Source organism: Glaciecola sp. XM2 (assembly GCF_018595715.1).
Classification (GTDB): Bacteria; Pseudomonadota; Gammaproteobacteria; order Enterobacterales; family Alteromonadaceae; genus Glaciecola.
On sequence record NZ_JAHEOJ010000024.1, the window covers coordinates 358314 to 377730 of the forward strand.

The following is a 19417-nucleotide window of genomic DNA, read 5'->3' on the forward strand; positions in this document are numbered from 1 at the left end:
CAACCTTAAAGGACTTTTGCCGAAAACAGCGGTTGTTGTTTCGCCGTCGAATCGACGACGCTTAGCTCAAGCGCGACTGGTTCATCGGTTTTTTCAAAGCTAATGCTTACCGCCCGCTTATACTCTCTGCCTTGCGGACCAATTCCGATAAAATATGCGGTTAACTCATGTTCGCCTTGAGGAATATTGCCCACATACAAACGCTGAACACCCCCACGATAAAGCGCGTTGACTTGGCGCTCCGTGTATAGATATTGCGTGCGAGTTTCATCATTAATGCTGACCTCTACAGAGTCGAGGGCGAAGTACTCACCCACATCCATCGCTAAATATACCGCGACCTGTGTCGACGAAGGGAACAACAAATCTTCTTCTAAAATAAATAGATCACGGTTGAGGTTAACCATCGCTTGTCTCAAGGTTTCTATTTCTTGAGCAAGTTCACTTTGATCATCGTTTGTAGTGGCATCAATTGCTTGCGCATGCACCTGCAATGTCATGCTGAGACTGCCTAACATCGTTAACACTAAAACAAAGCGTCTTAACCATGGGGCATGAAAAAGTGGTGAATATCTGGACATAGTTAGTACCATATTGAGGCGTATAATTTAATCACGCTAGCAGAGAATCCGAATAAAGGCTCTTCTCCTGGGCGGGGCGCATCTGCTGTCACGTCGCGAAAATTCTCATAATCAAAATTCATATAATCATATTCAAAGTGCACGCTGCTTTTCTTAACCGTGGCGGTTTCTGAGAACTGCCATTCATAGCTCACACCAATGCCAATGGTGACACCGCTATAGGTGCTCATTTCTTTATCGCGCGCCATGAAGTTAAACTCGTTTTGGCGGTTGAATAAGTCCTGGTAAAAATCAGCGCTTTCTTGGGTGTAATAGCGTGCGAATACGTCAAATAAGAAACCCTTGTAAGGGTGCAAGTATCCAAGTTTGTAGTTGTTTGCCTCGATGCCCCATGAATCGCTATATACTCTTGCGTCTGCATATACCGCAGCGCGATAAGGCAAGTAGTAGTTGGCGTTAATAGAGTAGGCATTAGACGAACGCGTGTTTGGATATAATTCTGTGGTAAAGCTAAAACCGCGTTCGGAATCTGGATCTAAGAAACGAATGCTGCGGTAAGGATTATTTAAATATCCTTCATCTGAAATATGCTCTGCATTAAAGCCCATGATCAGGCTCTTGGTCATGACCTGCGTAAAGCCAAAACCAAACTTTTGTCTGTCGGCTTCTTCAAGAAAATTCTCATCTCCTCGGCGCCCTACTTCATCCCAACCCTTAGAATATGAAAGAGCAATGGTGGATAAGTCTCCGAAAAAGTCTTGGCTAACGCCGACATACACTGAGTTTGCATTAAAGTCATTTTCGCTACTGTTGGTAAAGCTCATGCTAACAAGGGTTTTTTCGTGCAGAAAGTCTGCACCTAAGGTGGTTTCTCTGCGCTGCTCTTCATAAGGAGATGCCGTTGCACGCACATCAATGGAAGCGCCTGAAACGGTATCCACGTAATAATTCGCTGACACCGATACGTGATTACCAAATTGTTTGCGCAGCAATACCGCTGGCCCGTCAATGGTCACGCCATCACCTTCATATCTGTGATACATGACATCGGAACGCTCTAATGGCAATACGGCTGCAAAGCTAGCGAAGGAAGTAAACGCTAGCGCAACAAACAACAAATATGGGGATAGGCGCATATACATCAGTTACAACCGCAACCGCCGCCTGCACCGCCGTCTGCGCCGCGAGCGCCTTCTCGTGATTCATTTACATGCTTTGCAAAAGACATCGCGATAGGGTTTCTGCCAATGGCCATGATAGGGTCGGCTAAATTACTGCGCTCATAGGGCTTGACCCATGGCTCAATGTTACTTAAATCAAACGGATTTTCCATCTCTTCAAAGGTTGAAGAGCATCCGCCTAAGCCTAGCCCTGCTCCAACAATCACTAGTTTAGCTAATGTTGCAGCAAACCGGCGGGTAAGCCCGATAGTGTGGGTGGTTTGTATGTCTTGGTTCAACATCACTTATTCCTCTCGCATCAACATTTTTATTGCTTTTTCATACTTCACTTCGTCACCCGCGCGATACCCTAGGTGCAATAAACGCTGGTTACCATCTCGGTCAATGATCACCGTGGTAGGCATGGCGTTAACGTCATAAAGCTTGCTAACCTCGCCCTGCGTGTCGTATAGCACGGGAAACGTCACTTCAATGTCATTTAATAAGATGTCGGCTTTGCTTACTTCATCATCAACATTGACGGCTAAAATTTCAAAGCCCATGTCGGCATATTCTTGATATAGCTCTTCCATTTCTGGTAGCTCTTCGCGGCATGGACCACACCAAGATGCCCAAAAGTTTACCATCACGATGTTGCCGCGCTGCTCAGATAAACGAATGTTGCCGCTGTCTCTGCTAGGTAGCGTAAAGTCTTTTGCTGTTTCAGCCGAAGCGCCGGCATTGGCTAATGTATTTGTGCTAAATCCAATCGCAGCAATTGCTAACACTGCACTTGCAAGTAAAGTAGAGGTTTTGCTCATACGTTTAGCTGAAATCATCGAAATACTCATATTCATGTTGCTCCGTACTAAAAAAAGAAGGTGGTTGAGAGTGTGAATGTAAGATTGTGCACACTCTTTTCTACGCCGATGATATCGCTATTAAACACATGATCACGTACATCAAATCGTACCGATAGATAATCTGTAAGAAGTAAACGGTATCCGGCGCCTGCAGATACGGTAAATCGTTCGTCGCCGCCAAAGTCGGTACTACCTGCACCAAGGGTTAGATAGAAGTCGGTATTAAACACCAATGAGTCGGTAATAAATAACTCGCCATTGAAATTATAACCTCCTGATACATCGTAATACACATAGTCTCGTTGCTCTTCTGTCAAAAACGGTGCACCGCCTGAGAGCACTTCAAAACTTGTTTGACCGGCAGTTGCTTGGGCATAAGTACCTTCAATAAACAAATTTTCATTTATGTGGTAGGCAATGCGAGCACCTACGACGACATCTGATTCAAAATCTTCAATGCTAATGATCCCAACAAACGCGCCAAATTCAACGTTTTCCGAATCAATATCAAACTCTCGGATGTCTCTGCGCTCAACATTTGGGTCAATATCAGGCTGCTGAGTCGCACTAGTTTGTGCATGCAGCTCAAAAGAGCTTGCGACACTTAGCAGTGCAGCCAATGTGCAAAGCGCTGTAACACGCGCAAACATTCTTAAAAAGGTAACCGCTTCAAACATGGTATGTTCCTGAGTTTAAAAAAATACGCTCGCACCAATTACCCATTGGTCGAGTCGTTCTTGTTCGTCTCTATCTGTCAGTGCCAACAGCGCTCGGTATTCAGCTTTGAGCAACACACTTCGTGTGAAGTAATAACGAACACCTACGCCAACCTCATAATGTGCGGTGGTGCGTAAATCGTCGCCGCTTTGCACGAGGTTTGCTCTTGGCTGCGTGCGAATCTCACCTGTACCTAACGCTAGGTATGGACTGACACGCCAACCTGGAAAAATGGTATTGCGCAATCTCACCGACCATATTTTGTTATCGGAGAAATCCCCTAAAGCTTGCGTATAACTTGCATCAACACTTAAGTTTCTTGTCCACACCCATGTGCCTGTTGCCGTCATTGCCGTAATGTTGTCGAGCACGCCGCCCATCAGCGTCACTTCCCAATTTCGGGTTTGATAGTCTTCAAAGCTACCGGATGATGCGACTAACGGTGCGCCGTCTTCTAATGCTGTTGCACTTAGACTCTCTTCGGTGATCCAACCTTCTATGGTGGTATTACCTGGGCCTTTAGCCTTGATCTGATACCAACCCGTGCGCGACTTTTGCAGCGTTATAACTTCGCCCTTGGCAACTACATGAAAGATAGGGTATTCACTGGCAGGGCCGGTATGCACGTTAATGAATGGCTGCGTTACCACGACGTCAAGCTCGTTGGCCAGCACGCTAATTGGCAACAGCGCCATCAAACACAATACAAGTAACCACTTGGGCATAAATCTCATGCTCAATCCTCTGGCGCGTCAAACGGGTTGTTATAATATTGTCCACCAATATCGAGCCATTCTGCGATGAGCCTAAGCTCTGCGGGGCTGAGGATCCCTTGGTGGGTAGGTGAATTCATCGCATCGAAAAACCGCGTACTGCTTTGCGCGCCGTTAACTCGCATGCTGGCAGGTACATTGACCGTTTGCGTCAGTGGAATGGGGTTACCTTCCGCATCTAAAATAAGCTCACCTTCTTCATCAGTTGCAAACACCTGATTACCGTTTTGATCAAGCACCGGCACTAAGGTATCTAGCAACGCGCCTTCGACTATTTCTTGTGCACTGTCGTTAAACATCAACTCGCGATAACTTGTGATGAAATCTGGGTTATCACTAGATGGACCGCTGGTTAACTCAAGCTGCCCAAGTGGCACACGTAAAGTGCCTTCACTATCGGCGGGGCTATGACAGGCAACACAGGTGTTATTGGCAAGTTCATTGCCCATTTCATCTAGCACCACACGAGGTAATTCAAATATCGGCGCGATATGTTCAGGATAATTAATCACCGACCGGCACAATGCGCTCCATCCCAATGCGCAGGCACTGTTAATCGGCAGTGGCGTGAGCAAATCAGCATACGCGTAGGTAAATGATTCGCTGGGCGTTTGTGCATCTGGATTTGTCCATATATCCTCAAACACAATATTAGGGCCTAATTGTGCAACACCGTTTATGCGCGATAGCGTTTGCGCCATGGTTTCACCTATGTCTGCAAACAACGCTGGATTAGTATTTGGGAAGGGTACTCCGGTATTTGGTGCACCGCTATTAATTGACGCAGGCTGAGCGTCGAGACGACCATGTGGCGCTTCACTGTTTGCTGTATGACAGCCAATGCAGTTTTTTTGTTCGCCTGGCATCAGTTGCAACCAATTGTTGTGGCGCGCGCTTATGCGATGACCATTTGCATCTGTTACCTCTATAGTAAAGGGTACGTTTGCGGGCACTTCGACTTCCACAGAGCCGTCAGGCTGAATGGGCGTGTAGCCGACTATTTCGCGCATCAACTGATTACGTGAACGGCCAAATGCGCTGTTGTCAAAATCTCGTACATCTTCATCGGGGATAGATACGCTTTTGACAACGCGTAAGAAACGCGCTGGCCGCTGTAGTGCGCTGGTTTGAGATGGGTCACGCGTATTCGCAAGGCCAAACGGGCTGGTATCAACACCGTCAACATCGTAAACACTTTGAATGGACAATATGCCAACGCCTCTGTCGAGTAGGCCACTTTCGCTGCGATCTATCGTCGACTCAGGGTTACTTGGGAAAGGGCGACTCTCCATTGCGACGACTTCACTCACCACTAAGTCGCTTTGCGGAATACTTAGTGGAAGTTGCGTTTCTTCAGCAGCGCCATCTTCATCAGACGTTGCAGGCGTAAACATCCATAAGCCATACACCGGAGGCGCTAATTCAAACTCAGGATTTTCTATGTTTTCAGCAGAACACGGCGCAATAGTGCGTTGTGTATCCTCTGGCGCGCCTTCGGGTAAAACCGCAAACAGGCGGCACTGCGACCAACTAAACAAAATGCGGCCAGAACCATCCCAAAGTGGATACAAAGCGTTAATAAAACCGCCCGCTGATATGTCATCTACAAAATTAATCGTATCAAATAATACATTTTGCTGAGCAGGACCACTTAAGCCTTGTTGGCTATCGATGGGGCGCATATTGTCCACATAGCTATCAATGTCGATACTCACATAAGTGGTGCCAAACAGCGGCTCTGAAAACGAGTCAATACCTAGCAATACATCACCATCGGGTGTGACACTGGCTTTACTAAATTGGGTATCATCAAGACCATCAACCGAGTCATGACTATGACGTCCGTACATTAGTGTAAGGTCGCTACCGTCTGCATTAATCTGGTACAGGTTTAAGCCTTTATTGCCAGCGACTTGGTCCCAACGACTGAATAAAATCTTACCATTTGGCAACACGATTGGGTCAAGATCGTGGCTTTGATTGAAGGATATTTGGGCAATATTGGCGCCATCGTTATCCATGATGTGCAGCACAGATGCTGGCACGTCTAGTCCTTCTTCCAAACCGGCATATTGCGGTTTGCCTTCATCTAACAAACGCGCCTGGTTGCCCCGTTGGCGCGTCGAGCTGAAAATAATTCTACCATCGGATAGGTATACCGGCCCGGTATCATCTCCTGCTTCTGCGACAATATCTGAGGCGATAACGCGGCGCAGTTCGTCAACGGTGCGATCGTACTCATAGATGTTCCATGTAGGCACGTCGTCCATACCGTCGAGCTCTGGGGCGCGCGCACTAAATACAATGCGTTCACCGGTGTAATCGCTTTCTAAATCTTTTATATCGATTGGCAATGCTGCTTCTTCTGGGGAAACGTCTTGGTTTTCAAACATCAACTCCACTAAACGAGGCGTTAAATCAGTCTCTTGAGCTGATGCGTTTGCGCGTGCTTTTAAAATTAATGACGCACCTGGGATAAACTCAGCAGGCATCGTCAAGTCGCGCAATGGCTCGCCTTCGGACACCGTTAAGTCGCGTTGGATAAATGCAAGTGGTACGTCAATGACTACCGGATCGGGCTCTTGTTCTTCGGTAGGCACAATGGACCCGCCGCAAGCCACGACAAAAGAGGAAATGATACCTAGAGCGGCAAAACGCCTAATGTTCTTCATGAGCAACCTATTGACTGAATGACACAATCCTTTGCTATGCGCATTTGGTGTATGGGAGCGCGATCAATACGGTTGTTGGCTAGGTCAATATTATGACACTTCATCGACCTACAACAACACGCTTTGCACACAATGCAATAAACGCACCTAAACACCATAATGATACTGCCAGACCCTGAATAGTAATAGTGTCTCGATTTACCGACGAGCACGACGATTATATAAACAACGCACTACTTTAGGGTGCTCAACAAACCCTGACAGCCTTTTAGATTGCGTTCAATCAGCAGTTTTATATACACGCATTAAAAATCATAACTTAACAAAGGCTATCGGCAAGGGCGCACATTTGTGGACCGAAAATCGTATTTTAAGCAAAAAAAAGCGAAAATAAATTTCATCGGAGTATCAGAAGTTCATAAGTGTAACTTTTACTAAAAAGCAAAAAGAAACCATAACACACTGATTTAATTTGGAATTAATGCTTTTGTGACCGTACCTGTAAACATTCGTACTATACAGTGTCTATGTTTTGCGACGAACATACCCATATTTGATTGCGAAAACATGTCAGCTTGTTAATAATACGGGAAGTTTATCAATGAGTTATATTTTAGGGCACGATTCTTGTAAATGCTCATGGATGAGAACATCTGAAACATTCCAATGCGTTTAAAGGTTATGAAAATATAGACCGACGCAATGTTGACGATAACCAACAGCGCTTTTAACCGATGTATAAAAGGCGAAACAGGAGTAAGGTTATGCAAGCATTTCGTACCCACAAGCCAATATCTTTTCGTAAGCAAGGCACGCTAATAGCATCTGCTATCGCGCTTAGTTTACTCTCATCTGCCGCACTAGCAGACAGTTTAAGCCAAGCCAAGCGTATGCACGACAGGCTTGCTGGCGTTCCAGGTAGCCAAGCAACGTTGAATGAAATGGCCAATTTGATTGACCAAGGCCAAATAAAAGAAGCCGCTTATATTGCCATGCAAGCGCCTTCTTTTTACAACGTGACTGTCAAAAATTGGGTAACTCCTTGGACGAACGAAGAAGCCGATATTTTCGCGGCTCTTAACGACTATACCGCAACGGTTATTGGTATGGTGCGCGATGATGTTGATTTTAGGTTAGTGCTAAGCGGAGACATCATTTACACCGCTCAAGGCGTCTCAGGCATTCCTGGGTACAGCGTTGACAATAACGCGCACTATGAAGCCCTTGAAAATAACGGTATCGATTTATCCACCGCGCTTGTGCAAAGTTCTCAGTCATCGGTCACCGGCTTACCTGTTGAAGCCACTGCAGGTGTCATGACAACACGTGGCGCAGCCAAGTCATTTTTTAAAGACGGTACAAATCGCGCGATGTTGCGTTTTACCTTAATGAATCACTTATGTGCCGATTTAGAAGCCTTTAAAGACACAAGCCTACCGCCCGACCGCATACGGCAAGACTTAAGCCGAAGCCCCGGTGGCGACAGCCGCATATTTGCAAACTCATGCACAGGTTGTCACAACGGAATGGATCCTCTTGCTCAAGCCTATGCCTATTATGAGTATCAGTACAATGTAGATTCTGACCCTGAAGGGCAAAACGGGCGCATTACCTACAATGGGCCAGGGCAAATCGACCCGCAAACCAATTCTCGCGTTACTGCTAAACATCAAATCAACGCCAACAACTTTTCGTTTGGATACATCATTACCGATGATCGCTGGGATAATTACTGGCGTGAAGGCATCAACCAAACCGTGGGGTGGTCTGATCAACTCAGTGGTTTTGGCTACGGCGCCAAAAGTATGGGTGAAGAGCTCGCTAACAGTGAAAAATTTGCGCAATGTCAGGTAACCAAAGTGTTTGAAAATGTATGTCTTAGATCGCCTCAAGATAGCAGCGATCGCGCTCAAATCAGCGCCATTACCAACAATTTTGTCGCCTCAAACTATTCGGTAAAAGAAGTATTTGCCGATACTGCTAGCTACTGTAGAGGAGAATAGTCATGAATCGTCGTATACTACATCTCATGTTAGCTAGCTCGGTTTTAATACTGAGCGCCTGTGGCGGTGGCGGTGAAACACAAGTCGTCGAAATGCCCGCTCCACCTCCAAGCAGTCAACCGGTCAGTAACTACTCAGGCCCTGCTCCTGCCACCTCTGACGTACAAGATTTTAAAGCCAATGTGTGGGATAACCTCGCCACCACCGAAACATGTGGTGCTTGCCACATTCAAGGCCAGCAATCTCCCGCTTTTGCTCGCAATGATGACATCAACGAAGCGTATGCCATCACCAACACGTTGGTAAATAAAACAAACGTTGCTGAATCACTGCTTATCACCAAAGTCGCAGGCGGACACAACTGCTGGTTAAACAGCGACAACGCGTGCCGCGATAACATGATTGTATGGGTAGAAGGATGGCTTAACACCGAACAAGCTGCCACGAGCATCGAGTTAGAAGCACCGATAGCTCGCACCGTTGGCGCGAATAAAAACTTCCCAAGCTCACCGGATTTATTCGCCGACAACCTTTACCCACTGCTTGAAACCTATTGCAGTGAATGCCATAAGTCTAGTGCCGCTATCCCAATTTCTCCTTACATTGGTTCGTCAGACGTCACTGAGGCCTATCGTGCATCTATCTCAAAGCTAAATTTAGATAGTCCTGAAGATAGTCGTATTGTTGCACGCGTACGCGATGAGTTTCATAACTGTTGGGGTGATTGTGTAGCAAACAGTGCAGAGCTCACCTCTGCTATTGCGCAAATGGCAGATGCTATCGAAGTCACCGCTTTAGACAGCAACCTTGTTGCTTCTAACGCATTGGGCTTGTTTGAAGGTACTTTGGCAAGTGGTGGCGGACGTTTTGAAAGCAACCTGATTGCAAAATGGGAGTTTGAAGAAACCAGCGGCAATATAGCGTCTGATACTAGCGGTGTTACGCCATTATTAAACTTAACCGTTTCTGGCGGCTATGAATGGGTCGGCGGTGGCGGCATACAGCTCACCAACGGTAAAGCGCAGGGGTCAACGACTGCAAGTGCGAAAATCCACGACCTTATTGTGTCAACCGGTGAGTTTTCAATCGAAGCTTGGGTTGCGCCAGCTAATGTTATACAAGATGGTCCCGCTCGCATCATAAGCTACTCTGGCGGAGATGACAGACGCAACTTTATGCTCGGTCAAACCCTTTATAACTACGACTTTTTAGTGCGCAATGAAAATACCGACAGTAACGGTGAGCCCTCGCTTAGCACTGCTAGTGCTGATGAAGACTTGCAAGCAGCCCTGCAGCACGTAGTGGTTAATTATACCGGTAATGGCGGTCGTCAGATATTTGTCAACGGACAAAATACCGGTGATGTCGACGTTATAGAAGGTAGCTTGTTAAACGATTGGGATGACAGCTTTGCTTTTGTTATTGGCTCAGAAGTGAGCGGACGTTTTCCGTTTGATGGAACCATTCGAATGGTTGCACTTCACAACCGCGTGTTAACCGAAGAACAAATCCTCGGCAACTTCGACGCTGGTATTGGCCAGCGCTACTACGTGATGTTTGGCATTAGCGAGATTGTCAATGTGAATGAAGCTTATGTTGTATTTGAAGTCAGTCAATTCGACAGCTTCAGCTACTTATTTTCTGAACCCTTTATGGTTTCCCTTGATGAAAATGCAAATCTGGACGGGATCACACTTACCGGTATGCGCATTGGCATTAACGGGCGTGAAGAGAAAAGCGGTCAGGTGTTCGCGACGCTTGATGTGAGTGTTGATGGTGCCACTACCAATGAACTTGGCGGTAGTCCTCTCTCTCGCCAAGGTACCATCATCCCCGTACAAAAAGGGGCGGAGCTTGATGAGTTTTTCTTAACCTTTGAGGTGCTAGGAGACGCGCAGTCTGTGCGTCAAGTTGCCGATGATCCAGTGCTATCGCAGCCACAAGACTTACCGCGTCAAGCAGAGGTAGGTATTCGTAACTTCGATGAGATAAACGCCAGTATGTCGGCATTAACCGGTGTAAGCTCAAATGTGGAAGGAATACGCACTACCTTTACGACTTTGCGTCAGCAGCTACCGAGCGTGACTAATATCGATGGCTTCTTAACGTCTAACCAAATGGCGATCACGCAATTGGCGATTAAATACTGCGATGCATTAGTAGAAGACACGCAGCTACGAGCGAGCATGTTCCCAGACATGAACTTTGCCGCTAATGCCAACAATGGATTTGATCAGGCAACTAAAGACGCCATCATCAACCCACTTACCGAGCGCATGCTAGGGACCAATATTAGCACTCAACCTGCAAGTAGCGATGTCTACAATGAGGTGAGTGGTTTAATTGACCGCCTAGGTGCATGTGCAAATCAAAATTCTTGTTCGGCCGATACTACTGAAACCGTAGTGAAAGCCAGCTGTGCAGCCTTATTAGGCAGCGCCGTCGTTGTTCTACAATAGGAAGCAGAAGTATGAAAAAGAAAACGTATAGCTTTGCTAACAACAATACTTCAAAAGTACGCCGTGCAGTGCAAAAAGCCCACGGTAAAGATGAGCCGTTGTTTCATAATGACCACGCCCGCCCTGTAACCCGTCGTGATTTTATCGCGCAAGGTTTTTGTGCCGGCGCGGGTGTCCTCGCAGGCGCATCTGTACTGAGCTTATTTGCCAACCCTCGTAAAGCAATGGCGCAGTTATCACCCGACCTAGAAGCACTTAAGCAAGGCTGCGGCATTGCCACGCAAGGAGCCGGGAAGATACCGTTTATTGTTTTTGATTTAGCCGGTGGTGTGAATATGGCTGGCTCAAACGTACTCATTGGTGGACGCGGTGGTCAATTAGACTTCTTAAGTGCACAAGGCTACTCCCGCCAAGGGCTACCTGCTGACATGTTGCCATCTATCGCTAACCCAGAAATGGGAATATCAGACTTTATTAACACCGAGCTTGGCCTTGCGTTTCACTCAGACAGTGGCTTTTTGCGCGGGATACAAGATAAGCTTTCGGTCACAAATAGGGCAAATGTAAATGGCGCGGTCATTCCAGCTCGCTCTGAAAATGATACCGGCAATAACCCACATAACCCGATGTACGGTATCAACAAAGCTGGCGCTGACGGTTCACTGTTAACCCTCATCGGCTCACGAAATTCAGACTCTGGTGGTAACTCTGTTGCACCTCTTAACCTAATCGACGCGGGTAAACGCCCTACCAAAGTCGACCGTCCATCTGACGTTACTGGCTTGGTTGATACCGGAGACTTAGTAGGTCTGCTAAGCCAAGAAGATTCTGTTGCGGTGATGGAGTCGATTCAACGCATTAGCGACATGAAACTCGACAGGGTCAATACACAAATCACTACGGACGAAGTAGTAAAAGATCTTGTCAGATGCGGTTACGTGAAAAGTGCAGACATTACCGACCGTTTTGGTGACCCAACTACCTTAAACCCAGAGCTAGACCCATTGATTGTGGGCGAAGGCGGCATATTCACTCAAGAAGAATTTGACGGCGACAGAGAGTTCCAAAAAACTGCCTCGGTTATGAAGCTAGTGATGAACGGCTTCGCCGGCGCCGGCACTATCACTATGGGTGGATATGACTATCACGTAGGTAATCGCGCTACTGGCGAGGTAAGAGACCTTCGCGCTGGGCGCTGCATGGGCGCTTGCCTTGAGTATGCTGCGCGCTTGGGTGTGCCACTGATGATGTACGTATGCAGTGACGGCTCAGTATTCAGTAATGGTATGATTGACGACTCTGTCAATGGTCGAGGCAAAGGCGTATGGACAGGCGATAACTCTTCTACTGCTGGTTCTTTCTTCTTAGTGTACAACCCTAACGGCACGCCACAACTCCTTGGTGCAGACGCCTTGGAGCAAGCCAGACATCAACAAATTGGCTACATGCGTATGGATGGTAGCGTAGAAACCGCTGCAACACCGGCTGCAAATAACGTCAACCTACTCGTAGAAACCGTTGTGCTCAACTACTTAGCGCTGCACGGTGAGCAAAATAGGATGTCTGAAGTCTTGCCAAATAACGGCTTAGGTAATTCTACCTTGATGGACTCACTCACAGCGTTTGAGCCCATTGTAAACGGTACTATCACGTAAATTGTGTCACAAGCCCTTTAAGCATGCCATTAGGCGGTTTTTAGGGCTGACGTGTTTTTAGGGCTTTAATCAGGCTCGCTAAGCGTGGTAGGTGACCAAAGTCCCTTCCAACGCTCGCGCTTTTGTTTTGCATTCAGCTCTGGACCGTTTATTAGCTTTGGCCGCTGAAGCTTTTCGGAATCGTGCAAGCACTCACTGTTGATGGCGCCAAGTAAGTGACCTTCTACGTTCGCTACAACGGCCACAACCTGCTCACAATTAACACAGCGCAAGAACTCCGCCTGCCCAGAACCCTGCTTTGCATGACCTAAACTGATAGTGCTAGTAATACTGAGTTCACCACGCTTATCAGACAAAAACATCGTGTTGTTATCACTACAAAAATCACAGTCACACGCGCGCGCAGCATACTGCTCTATAGCGCTTGGCAACGTTAGCAGCAGCTCCACTTGATTACAGTGACAGGTACCATGATATTTGAACGACACTGGAAAGACCCCCTGAATGTCCGAAAATGAAGCATACACGCCCCTTATCTGTGACTAAACAAGAAAAACCCTGTGGTTAAAGTTGAGTTATTCGTATTTTTTTACGCTTGGTAAGCCAATATTAACGCTATGGGTTGCCTTGGCATCTCGTTAGGAAAGATGCCAAGACACGTATCGTCCGACCACGCTTTACTTTTGTTTTCTTGCGGTAAACCGAATTACCCCTTCTTGTTTGAAGGCCTCGATAGTGCTTTCAAACTGTTGGTACTCTTGAACCGATATGCTAGTGGCCGACAAGGCAAATTCAGTGACCAACGTAAATTGGCCTGGGGCTTTTTCGCTGACGGTACGATTTAATGTCGCGAAGGGGCTTGATAGCGCCAAGGTCGCTGGATAACTTTTGACATCCCAATGTTCTGGCAAACGCACATTCACCGTTGATATGACTTTTGAACCTGCAAAATCAAGATCGTAGATTGTGTTTTGCGCGTTATACGAATTAAGCTCAAAGTTTATCCAAGGCTCATAATCAATAACGGATATGTCATCTTCCATATCAAGATAAGGTGCATACTCATACTCAGTCATTACCGTAATCGCATCTTGCAAGTTTTGCACACCCGTGATTTCAACTTTTGGTTGCGTACCGTCTGAAACAACGTCCTGGTATAGTTCAACCATGTATTCAACTTGCTCTTGTGTTTCTTGGCCCTCTAGAGATGAACGGTAGCTGCTTGCATACGCGCCATGAAACTCAATCCGCTGCTTTTCTAGCTGCCCACCGTTTGGCAATATTTCAATATCAATCTCGTTTTTGATGGCGTATGCATGAGGCTCCTCCATTGCATTTTGCACCGTAGCGCCGGGTACAAGCGGCAACGCAACATGGCCTTGCACCCACTGCGACATATATCGCCAATCACTTGTTGAGTCGGTAGCGTCAATACAATAGTCTTGCTGCGCATAGTTAAAGCACATGATCACGTGATTAAAATAAGCCGCAGAAGGCACCAGCAACTTATCTGTTGCCTTACGGCGAGTTGAAATAAGCACGGGGTAGGCTTCTATGCCTGCTTGTTCAAACATCTCTAGAAGCAAGACTGTCTTGTCTTTACAGTCACCGTACTTTTTATCGATTGTGCGACTCACAGAGTGGGGGATATAGGCATTACCCGCCTCAGATTCAGAAAGGTAGCGAATCTCCCTTGCAACGTGATGATGAATAGCGGATATTTTTTCTTCATTCGACATTTCATCACTAATAATCCGCGGCAGTTGCTGAATAACACTTTGATTGCTGCTTCTTGCCACCGAATAGGCATCGAGCATCGTGGTGATAATACTATCCCAATCTTCAACGCTACTTAAAGCAACATGCGCAGCCTCATCAGAAAAGTAAAAATTGTCACCGCTATCAAGCCTTGGTATATCTCGCCCTGTGCAGCTGATGCGATCTTGGAATGTCTCACAGGTGATTAAATCACTCGACGTTTGGGCAAAAACTGGCAATTGCGATAGACCTTCAACAGAGATGTTCACCTGTTTTTGGTCCGAGTAAGATTGCACATATACTAACTGCGACCATGGTACTTCGAGTTTAGTTAAGTCCGTTTCAATGGTATAGCGTAATACCGAAATACTCTGACTTTGCAGACCAACATGATTGATCACTTTCTTTTTACCGTCTGAAAAAACGTTATAAGTATCAGATTCTAGTACCCGCGCATCATCTACGTTAAACCAAGCTAGCTCTCCTGAAGGGCTCACGGTAAAAGACGACAAATCACGTACGTTTTGGGTGAAGCCATTAAAGTAAATAGTGTCGTATCCGGCATCTTGAATAGTATTGAGCGATGGGTAATACCATATGCTGGTCACGGTATGAGTAACAGACCTAGCCCCTACTTGAATGTCAACATTATGAAGAAGTCGCGTCACTCTGACTTCAGATAAACCCTGGGTTTGAGTTTGATGATACTTTGCTAATGTAACGAGCTCAGAATCAACTGAGGCGGATACTGCACTTAAACTAAAGAGTATTAGCACAGCGCCAAGCAAAGCCGCCGTTATTTGTTTAAAAAAAGTCATGAATAAACTAAACATGGTGCATAAGCGTGAAGGATAAAAAGCACAGCAGACCAAGGCATTCATATTTTATTCTCCTTCTACAATAGGCGAAAAGCTACGCACGGTAGACAAAAATGACGCCTCACTTTGCTCAAAACGCGCGTCTAATGCGCTGAACTTGGCATATAGCTCAACGTAATCATCCTCTCCTATCTGCACAAGCTCGTGCATCTGTAAGCTCGGATCTCCCATTACCGTGCCCTGGCAGTGCACACTAATGCGCAAATAGGTGGAGTTGGGTAAAAACGCTCTACTTTCAGTGCAAGACGCGTCGTCTAGAAAGTCATACGCTTCATCGATGCGCCAGTGAATAAGGTCGGAGATAACCGCGCGATTATCTTGTTCAAATATAATCATGCTGGCATCAGACTGATATCCACTAAACTCCATATCGCCTTCACCATTAGAGTGGGTGCCTATTTCAACCTGATGCCATTGGCCACTGGCAAACGTGAGTTGTACGCCCAAATTTTGCTCCTGCACCACTTGTTGTTCTTGTATTTTGTCGATGGATACAAAATACGTTTGTAAACCCACAAACCAGATAACTAGGGCCAAAATCGGTACGAAAATCAGTGTCACTACCCACTCTATATTAGAGAGCTTTGCGTAGAGGTTTACTTTTGGTAATTCACTTGCCGCTCTTACCCTTGAAAGGCGAGGCGCTAGCATCAGATAGCTGAAAATCCATAGTCCCAGTACCCCAAACTGTTGCAGTACCGACATGCCACTGTATTCAACAGCGACCGATGCAACCGACAACCCCAATACGCTTACCAGCCAGAGCCTGTCTAGAGTGACCGACCATGATGCTAGCTCATAGTGCGCTTCTACTTCACGTAGCTTTTTCAATAAGATGGGCAGGGCGAAAAATGCCGGAATAAGCAGTATGGGGACAAAAAACCAAAGCCAGGGCGTTAAACCCAATGGGCGAATACGATTAAGGTCGCGAACGCCTTGATACAGCCAGACACATAGAAATACTGAAAAAGTGGCGCAACTTAATATGAAATCAATGACCAGAGGGCGAGGGGGTTTAATCATTTTAACTGCTTGAGACATTGCATATCCTTTTACTGCTGCTGCTCCTTTGTTTTGTTTGTAAAACAAAACATGACTATTTGAAACTACCGCGTAACCTGTGCGCATGCAAGCGCTTGTTTACTGCAAAAAGTAAATGGCGACTTACTGACCTAGACCATTTGAATAATGCATACGACGGTTATTATCCATGACTATTGCTTCGTAGTCTTTCAGGCTATTTATCAAGCCAATGCCGCGCTCTAAACCCATTACAAAAACCGCTGTTGAAAGCGCATCGTTGTACACCGATTCTGGTCCAATAATAGATACTGACTGCACCTCATAAGACGACGCACCCGTGGTGGGAGATAATATGTGATGATAGCGTTTGCCGTCTTCTTCAAAATAACGCTCATAATCACCCGAAGTAGACATCGCTGCATCTGCGAGCGGAATTAATACGGCTTCTTTTTCAGCGTTTCGTGGATCGCGAATCCCTACCACCCAAGGTTTACCCATTCTATCTCCAAGCAATTTGGTATCACCTCCAGCAGTGACTAACGCGTGCTCAATCCCCATTTCTTTTAGCGCGGCAATGGCATTATCTACGGCATATCCTTTTGCAATGCCGCCTAAATCAATCTTGACCTTAGGATGAGCAAAAAACACCGTTTTAGCCTTCGCATCTAATACGATATGACGATAGTTAATGGCTTCTAACAAAGGCTGAATCTCTGCCGCATCTGGGCGCTGCTTCTCTCGATAATTATACAAATACCCTACGCTTGCGAAGGTAATGTCAAACGCGCCTTCGCTTAATTCAGACAACTGCTTCGATAAGCTTAAGATATCAAACATTTCATCGCTAACAACAACCGGGCCTTTCATCGCATCTCGATTTAGCAAAGACAATTCGCTAGTCTCAATGTAGGGACTCATGAGCTGATTGATTCTTTCCATCTCTTGCATCACTGATGCTAGGGCTTGCTCCCCTAGTTGTGTATCGGTATGCCACACTTCCGCGCGGATATTGGTCCCCATAATACCTGCGTTTTGTTCGTGCCATTTTGCTTGTGCGCTTATCGTTACCAATAACATTAGCACGATGAAAATAGTAATAAGGTGTTTTACACCGCTCTTAATCATAAGATCCACATTGTTAAGCTAAGGGTAAGTGCTACTAACGCAATACCCGAAAACACATATTTGGCCGGGTAACTTGCATGATCACGATGCATTAGGCAGTAAACAGTGGTGAGAGGCAAAAATAAAATACAGGCAATCGCGAAGACTTTTTGGTTATTGGCAAAGGCGGCGGCAACGGTGATCAGGCTACCGACAAAAAATAGCGTAATGCCCACTGCACCTAACATGGTCACAGCCACCACCAAATACAAATTCGCATCTGCAAGATTCATAACGTCACTATATATCGATTCATAGTAGTTAGTGTACCTACAGGAGAGGGTGTCGAGCAATGCTTTTAGATATTAATGTCACCCACCATGTAGGTATGCGCACCGCCCGTTATTTTTACACGGTCATTATCTAAGCGTAGTAAAAGGTCACCCCCTCGAGAGGCAACTTGTCTTGCACTCAATTGTGATTTGGCCAGTCGTTTAGCCCAATATGGCGTTAGTTGTGTGTATGCTGATCCTGTAACCGAATCCTCTGGCACGCCGACTTTTGGGCCAAAAAAGCGCGCGACAAAATCATATTGGCTCGATACCGCGCTAACAATGACGCCGCGCAAATCCGCTTGAAGCAAGGCATTGTGATCAGGCTCAATCGACAATACTGCTTGCTCGTTTGGTAAAATTACAATGTAATCTTGATGCGACAGGCACGCATCCGCTGATGTTATGCCGAGTCCTTGTTTTAGTGCGTCGTTTAACGTGCACTCGGTAGGCGGCTGAGATGGAAAATTCATGCAATATGCTTGGTTTTCTCTTGTTACATACAAAGGCCCTGATTGCGTTTCAAAGCACAGTGTGTCGATAGTTTCTGCCAACTCACTGAATAACACGTGGGCGCTGGCCAACGTCGCATGGCCGCATAAAGCCACCTCGTGAGTCGGCGTAAACCAACGCAGCTGATATTGACCTTGGGTTTCACATGGAACAAAAAATGCCGTCTCTGCTAAATTATTTTCCTGTGCGATTTGTTGCATCACGCTTTCTGGTAACCATTGCGTGAGTGGCACCACCGCCGCGGGATTCCCCTCAAACGCTTTGTTGGCAAAGGCATCGACTTGATAAATTTTCATATGTGTTATTACATCTCATGTACAAGTGAGTGACTTACACTCTTGCTATGCTTGTGACTATTTTCGTAAGAATTGGAAACCAAACCAACCGGCTGTTGCACAAAGGGCAGTCAAGCATGTACCCCAAACCCAATCTATTAACATGATTTTTAGCGTAAACCCTTCAAGGATACTGTAATTGGTAAGGTTGTACGCACCATACGCGGCTAAACCTAATAAAGCACCGTCTATCATCGCATAGTACGCTGGTTTATCACGATTGGGCACCACCGCCAATACAAAGGTGACGCATCCATACATTAAATAAAACACCAACCATGGCCAAGTAATGAAATTCTCTCTCAACATGCCTGCCATCTCGGCCTGATACCACGATGGGGAGATGAGACCTAGCCATACGAAATCTAAAATAGCAAAAGCCAGCAGAATACTCATTAACGATAGGGAAATGTTTTTAAAGAACAAGCGTACATTTGCCAACATAAAAATTCATCCTTTTCACATGTACAAATCCAAAAGTAGGTAGTTAATACGGCAAAATAGTCAAAACTGCCTACAATTGGCGTTTTCGTGCTATCGAGCGCTGAATTTTTGAGCTATCTTTACAGAGCAAAATAATTTTAAAGGAAT

At 46.1% G+C, this 19417-nt stretch carries 17 protein-coding genes; 3 read left to right on the top strand and 14 right to left on the bottom strand.

Annotation, left to right across the window (positions count from 1 at the left end; genetic code table 11):
* Positions 1-5: 5 nt before the first annotated feature.
* The 7 genes from KJ365_RS11705 to KJ365_RS11735 are packed head-to-tail and all read right to left on the bottom strand — an operon-like array spanning position 6 to position 6766.
* Entirely contained in the window at positions 6-581 is a 576-nt protein-coding gene (locus KJ365_RS11705; protein ID WP_214451823.1) for a hypothetical protein, read from the bottom strand.
* Positions 582-583: 2 nt separating this feature from the next.
* The gene (locus KJ365_RS11710; RefSeq protein WP_214451824.1) at positions 584-1723 is read right to left on the bottom strand and encodes a DUF3570 domain-containing protein; all 1140 of its coding nucleotides are present in this window, start codon (positions 1721-1723) and stop codon (positions 584-586) included.
* Positions 1723-2043 carry a DUF4266 domain-containing protein gene (locus KJ365_RS11715; protein WP_214451825.1) on the bottom strand — a complete coding sequence of 107 codons (321 nt, stop codon included), beginning with the start codon at positions 2041-2043 and terminating at the stop codon, positions 1723-1725. Before KJ365_RS11715 ends, KJ365_RS11710 begins: the two co-directional genes overlap by 1 nt.
* 3 nt (positions 2044-2046) lie before the next feature.
* Positions 2047-2598, bottom strand: coding sequence for a TlpA disulfide reductase family protein (locus KJ365_RS11720; protein WP_250884179.1), 552 nt, complete (start codon positions 2596-2598; stop codon positions 2047-2049).
* 11 nt (positions 2599-2609) lie between these two features.
* On the bottom strand, positions 2610-3281 hold the full coding sequence (locus tag KJ365_RS11725) for an outer membrane beta-barrel domain-containing protein (protein WP_250884180.1): 672 nt from the start codon (positions 3279-3281) through the stop codon (positions 2610-2612).
* Between the two features lie 15 nt (positions 3282-3296).
* Entirely contained in the window at positions 3297-4046 is a 750-nt protein-coding gene (locus KJ365_RS11730) for an SH3 domain-containing protein (protein ID WP_250884181.1), read from the bottom strand.
* 11 nt (positions 4047-4057) lie between these two features.
* A complete protein-coding gene (locus KJ365_RS11735) occupies positions 4058-6766 on the bottom strand; it encodes an HzsA-related protein (RefSeq protein WP_214451827.1) in 2709 nt (902 codons plus the stop codon).
* Between the two features lie 764 nt (positions 6767-7530).
* Here KJ365_RS11735 and KJ365_RS11740 point away from each other — a divergent pair.
* The 3 genes from KJ365_RS11740 to KJ365_RS11750 are packed head-to-tail and all read left to right on the top strand — an operon-like array spanning position 7531 to position 12883.
* A complete protein-coding gene (locus KJ365_RS11740; protein WP_214451828.1) occupies positions 7531-8769 on the top strand; it encodes a hypothetical protein in 1239 nt (412 codons plus the stop codon).
* Positions 8770-8771: 2 nt separating this feature from the next.
* Positions 8772-11228: a LamG domain-containing protein gene (locus KJ365_RS11745; RefSeq protein WP_214451829.1), complete on the top strand. Its 2457-nt coding sequence runs from the start codon at positions 8772-8774 to the stop codon at positions 11226-11228.
* 11 nt (positions 11229-11239) lie between these two features.
* Positions 11240-12883 (top strand): general secretion pathway protein GspF, encoded by a 1644-nt coding sequence (locus tag KJ365_RS11750; RefSeq protein WP_250884182.1) that lies wholly within the window; start codon positions 11240-11242, stop codon positions 12881-12883.
* A 65-nt stretch (positions 12884-12948) separates the two neighbouring features.
* On the opposite strand, the gene KJ365_RS11755 is transcribed toward KJ365_RS11750, so the two are convergent.
* The 7 genes from KJ365_RS11755 to KJ365_RS11785 form a co-directional block, all read right to left on the bottom strand.
* On the bottom strand, positions 12949-13371 hold the full coding sequence (locus KJ365_RS11755) for a hypothetical protein (RefSeq protein ID WP_214451830.1): 423 nt from the start codon (positions 13369-13371) through the stop codon (positions 12949-12951).
* A 189-nt stretch (positions 13372-13560) separates the two neighbouring features.
* The gene (locus KJ365_RS11760; protein ID WP_214451831.1) at positions 13561-15459 is read right to left on the bottom strand and encodes a transglutaminase-like domain-containing protein; all 1899 of its coding nucleotides are present in this window, start codon (positions 15457-15459) and stop codon (positions 13561-13563) included.
* Positions 15460-15525: 66 nt separating this feature from the next.
* Complete coding sequence (locus KJ365_RS11765) at positions 15526-16560, bottom strand: hypothetical protein (protein WP_214451832.1); 1035 nt, start codon at positions 16558-16560, stop codon at positions 15526-15528.
* A 123-nt stretch (positions 16561-16683) separates the two neighbouring features.
* The gene (locus KJ365_RS11770) at positions 16684-17667 is read right to left on the bottom strand and encodes an FAD:protein FMN transferase (protein WP_214451833.1); all 984 of its coding nucleotides are present in this window, start codon (positions 17665-17667) and stop codon (positions 16684-16686) included.
* Entirely contained in the window at positions 17664-17939 is a 276-nt protein-coding gene (locus KJ365_RS11775) for a hypothetical protein (RefSeq protein WP_214451834.1), read from the bottom strand. Before KJ365_RS11775 ends, KJ365_RS11770 begins: the two co-directional genes overlap by 4 nt.
* Before the next feature lie 65 nt (positions 17940-18004).
* Complete coding sequence (locus tag KJ365_RS11780; protein WP_214451835.1) at positions 18005-18787, bottom strand: PhzF family phenazine biosynthesis protein; 783 nt, start codon at positions 18785-18787, stop codon at positions 18005-18007.
* A 57-nt stretch (positions 18788-18844) separates the two neighbouring features.
* The gene (locus tag KJ365_RS11785; RefSeq protein WP_214451836.1) at positions 18845-19270 is read right to left on the bottom strand and encodes a DUF2177 family protein; all 426 of its coding nucleotides are present in this window, start codon (positions 19268-19270) and stop codon (positions 18845-18847) included.
* Positions 19271-19417 lie beyond the last annotated feature (147 nt).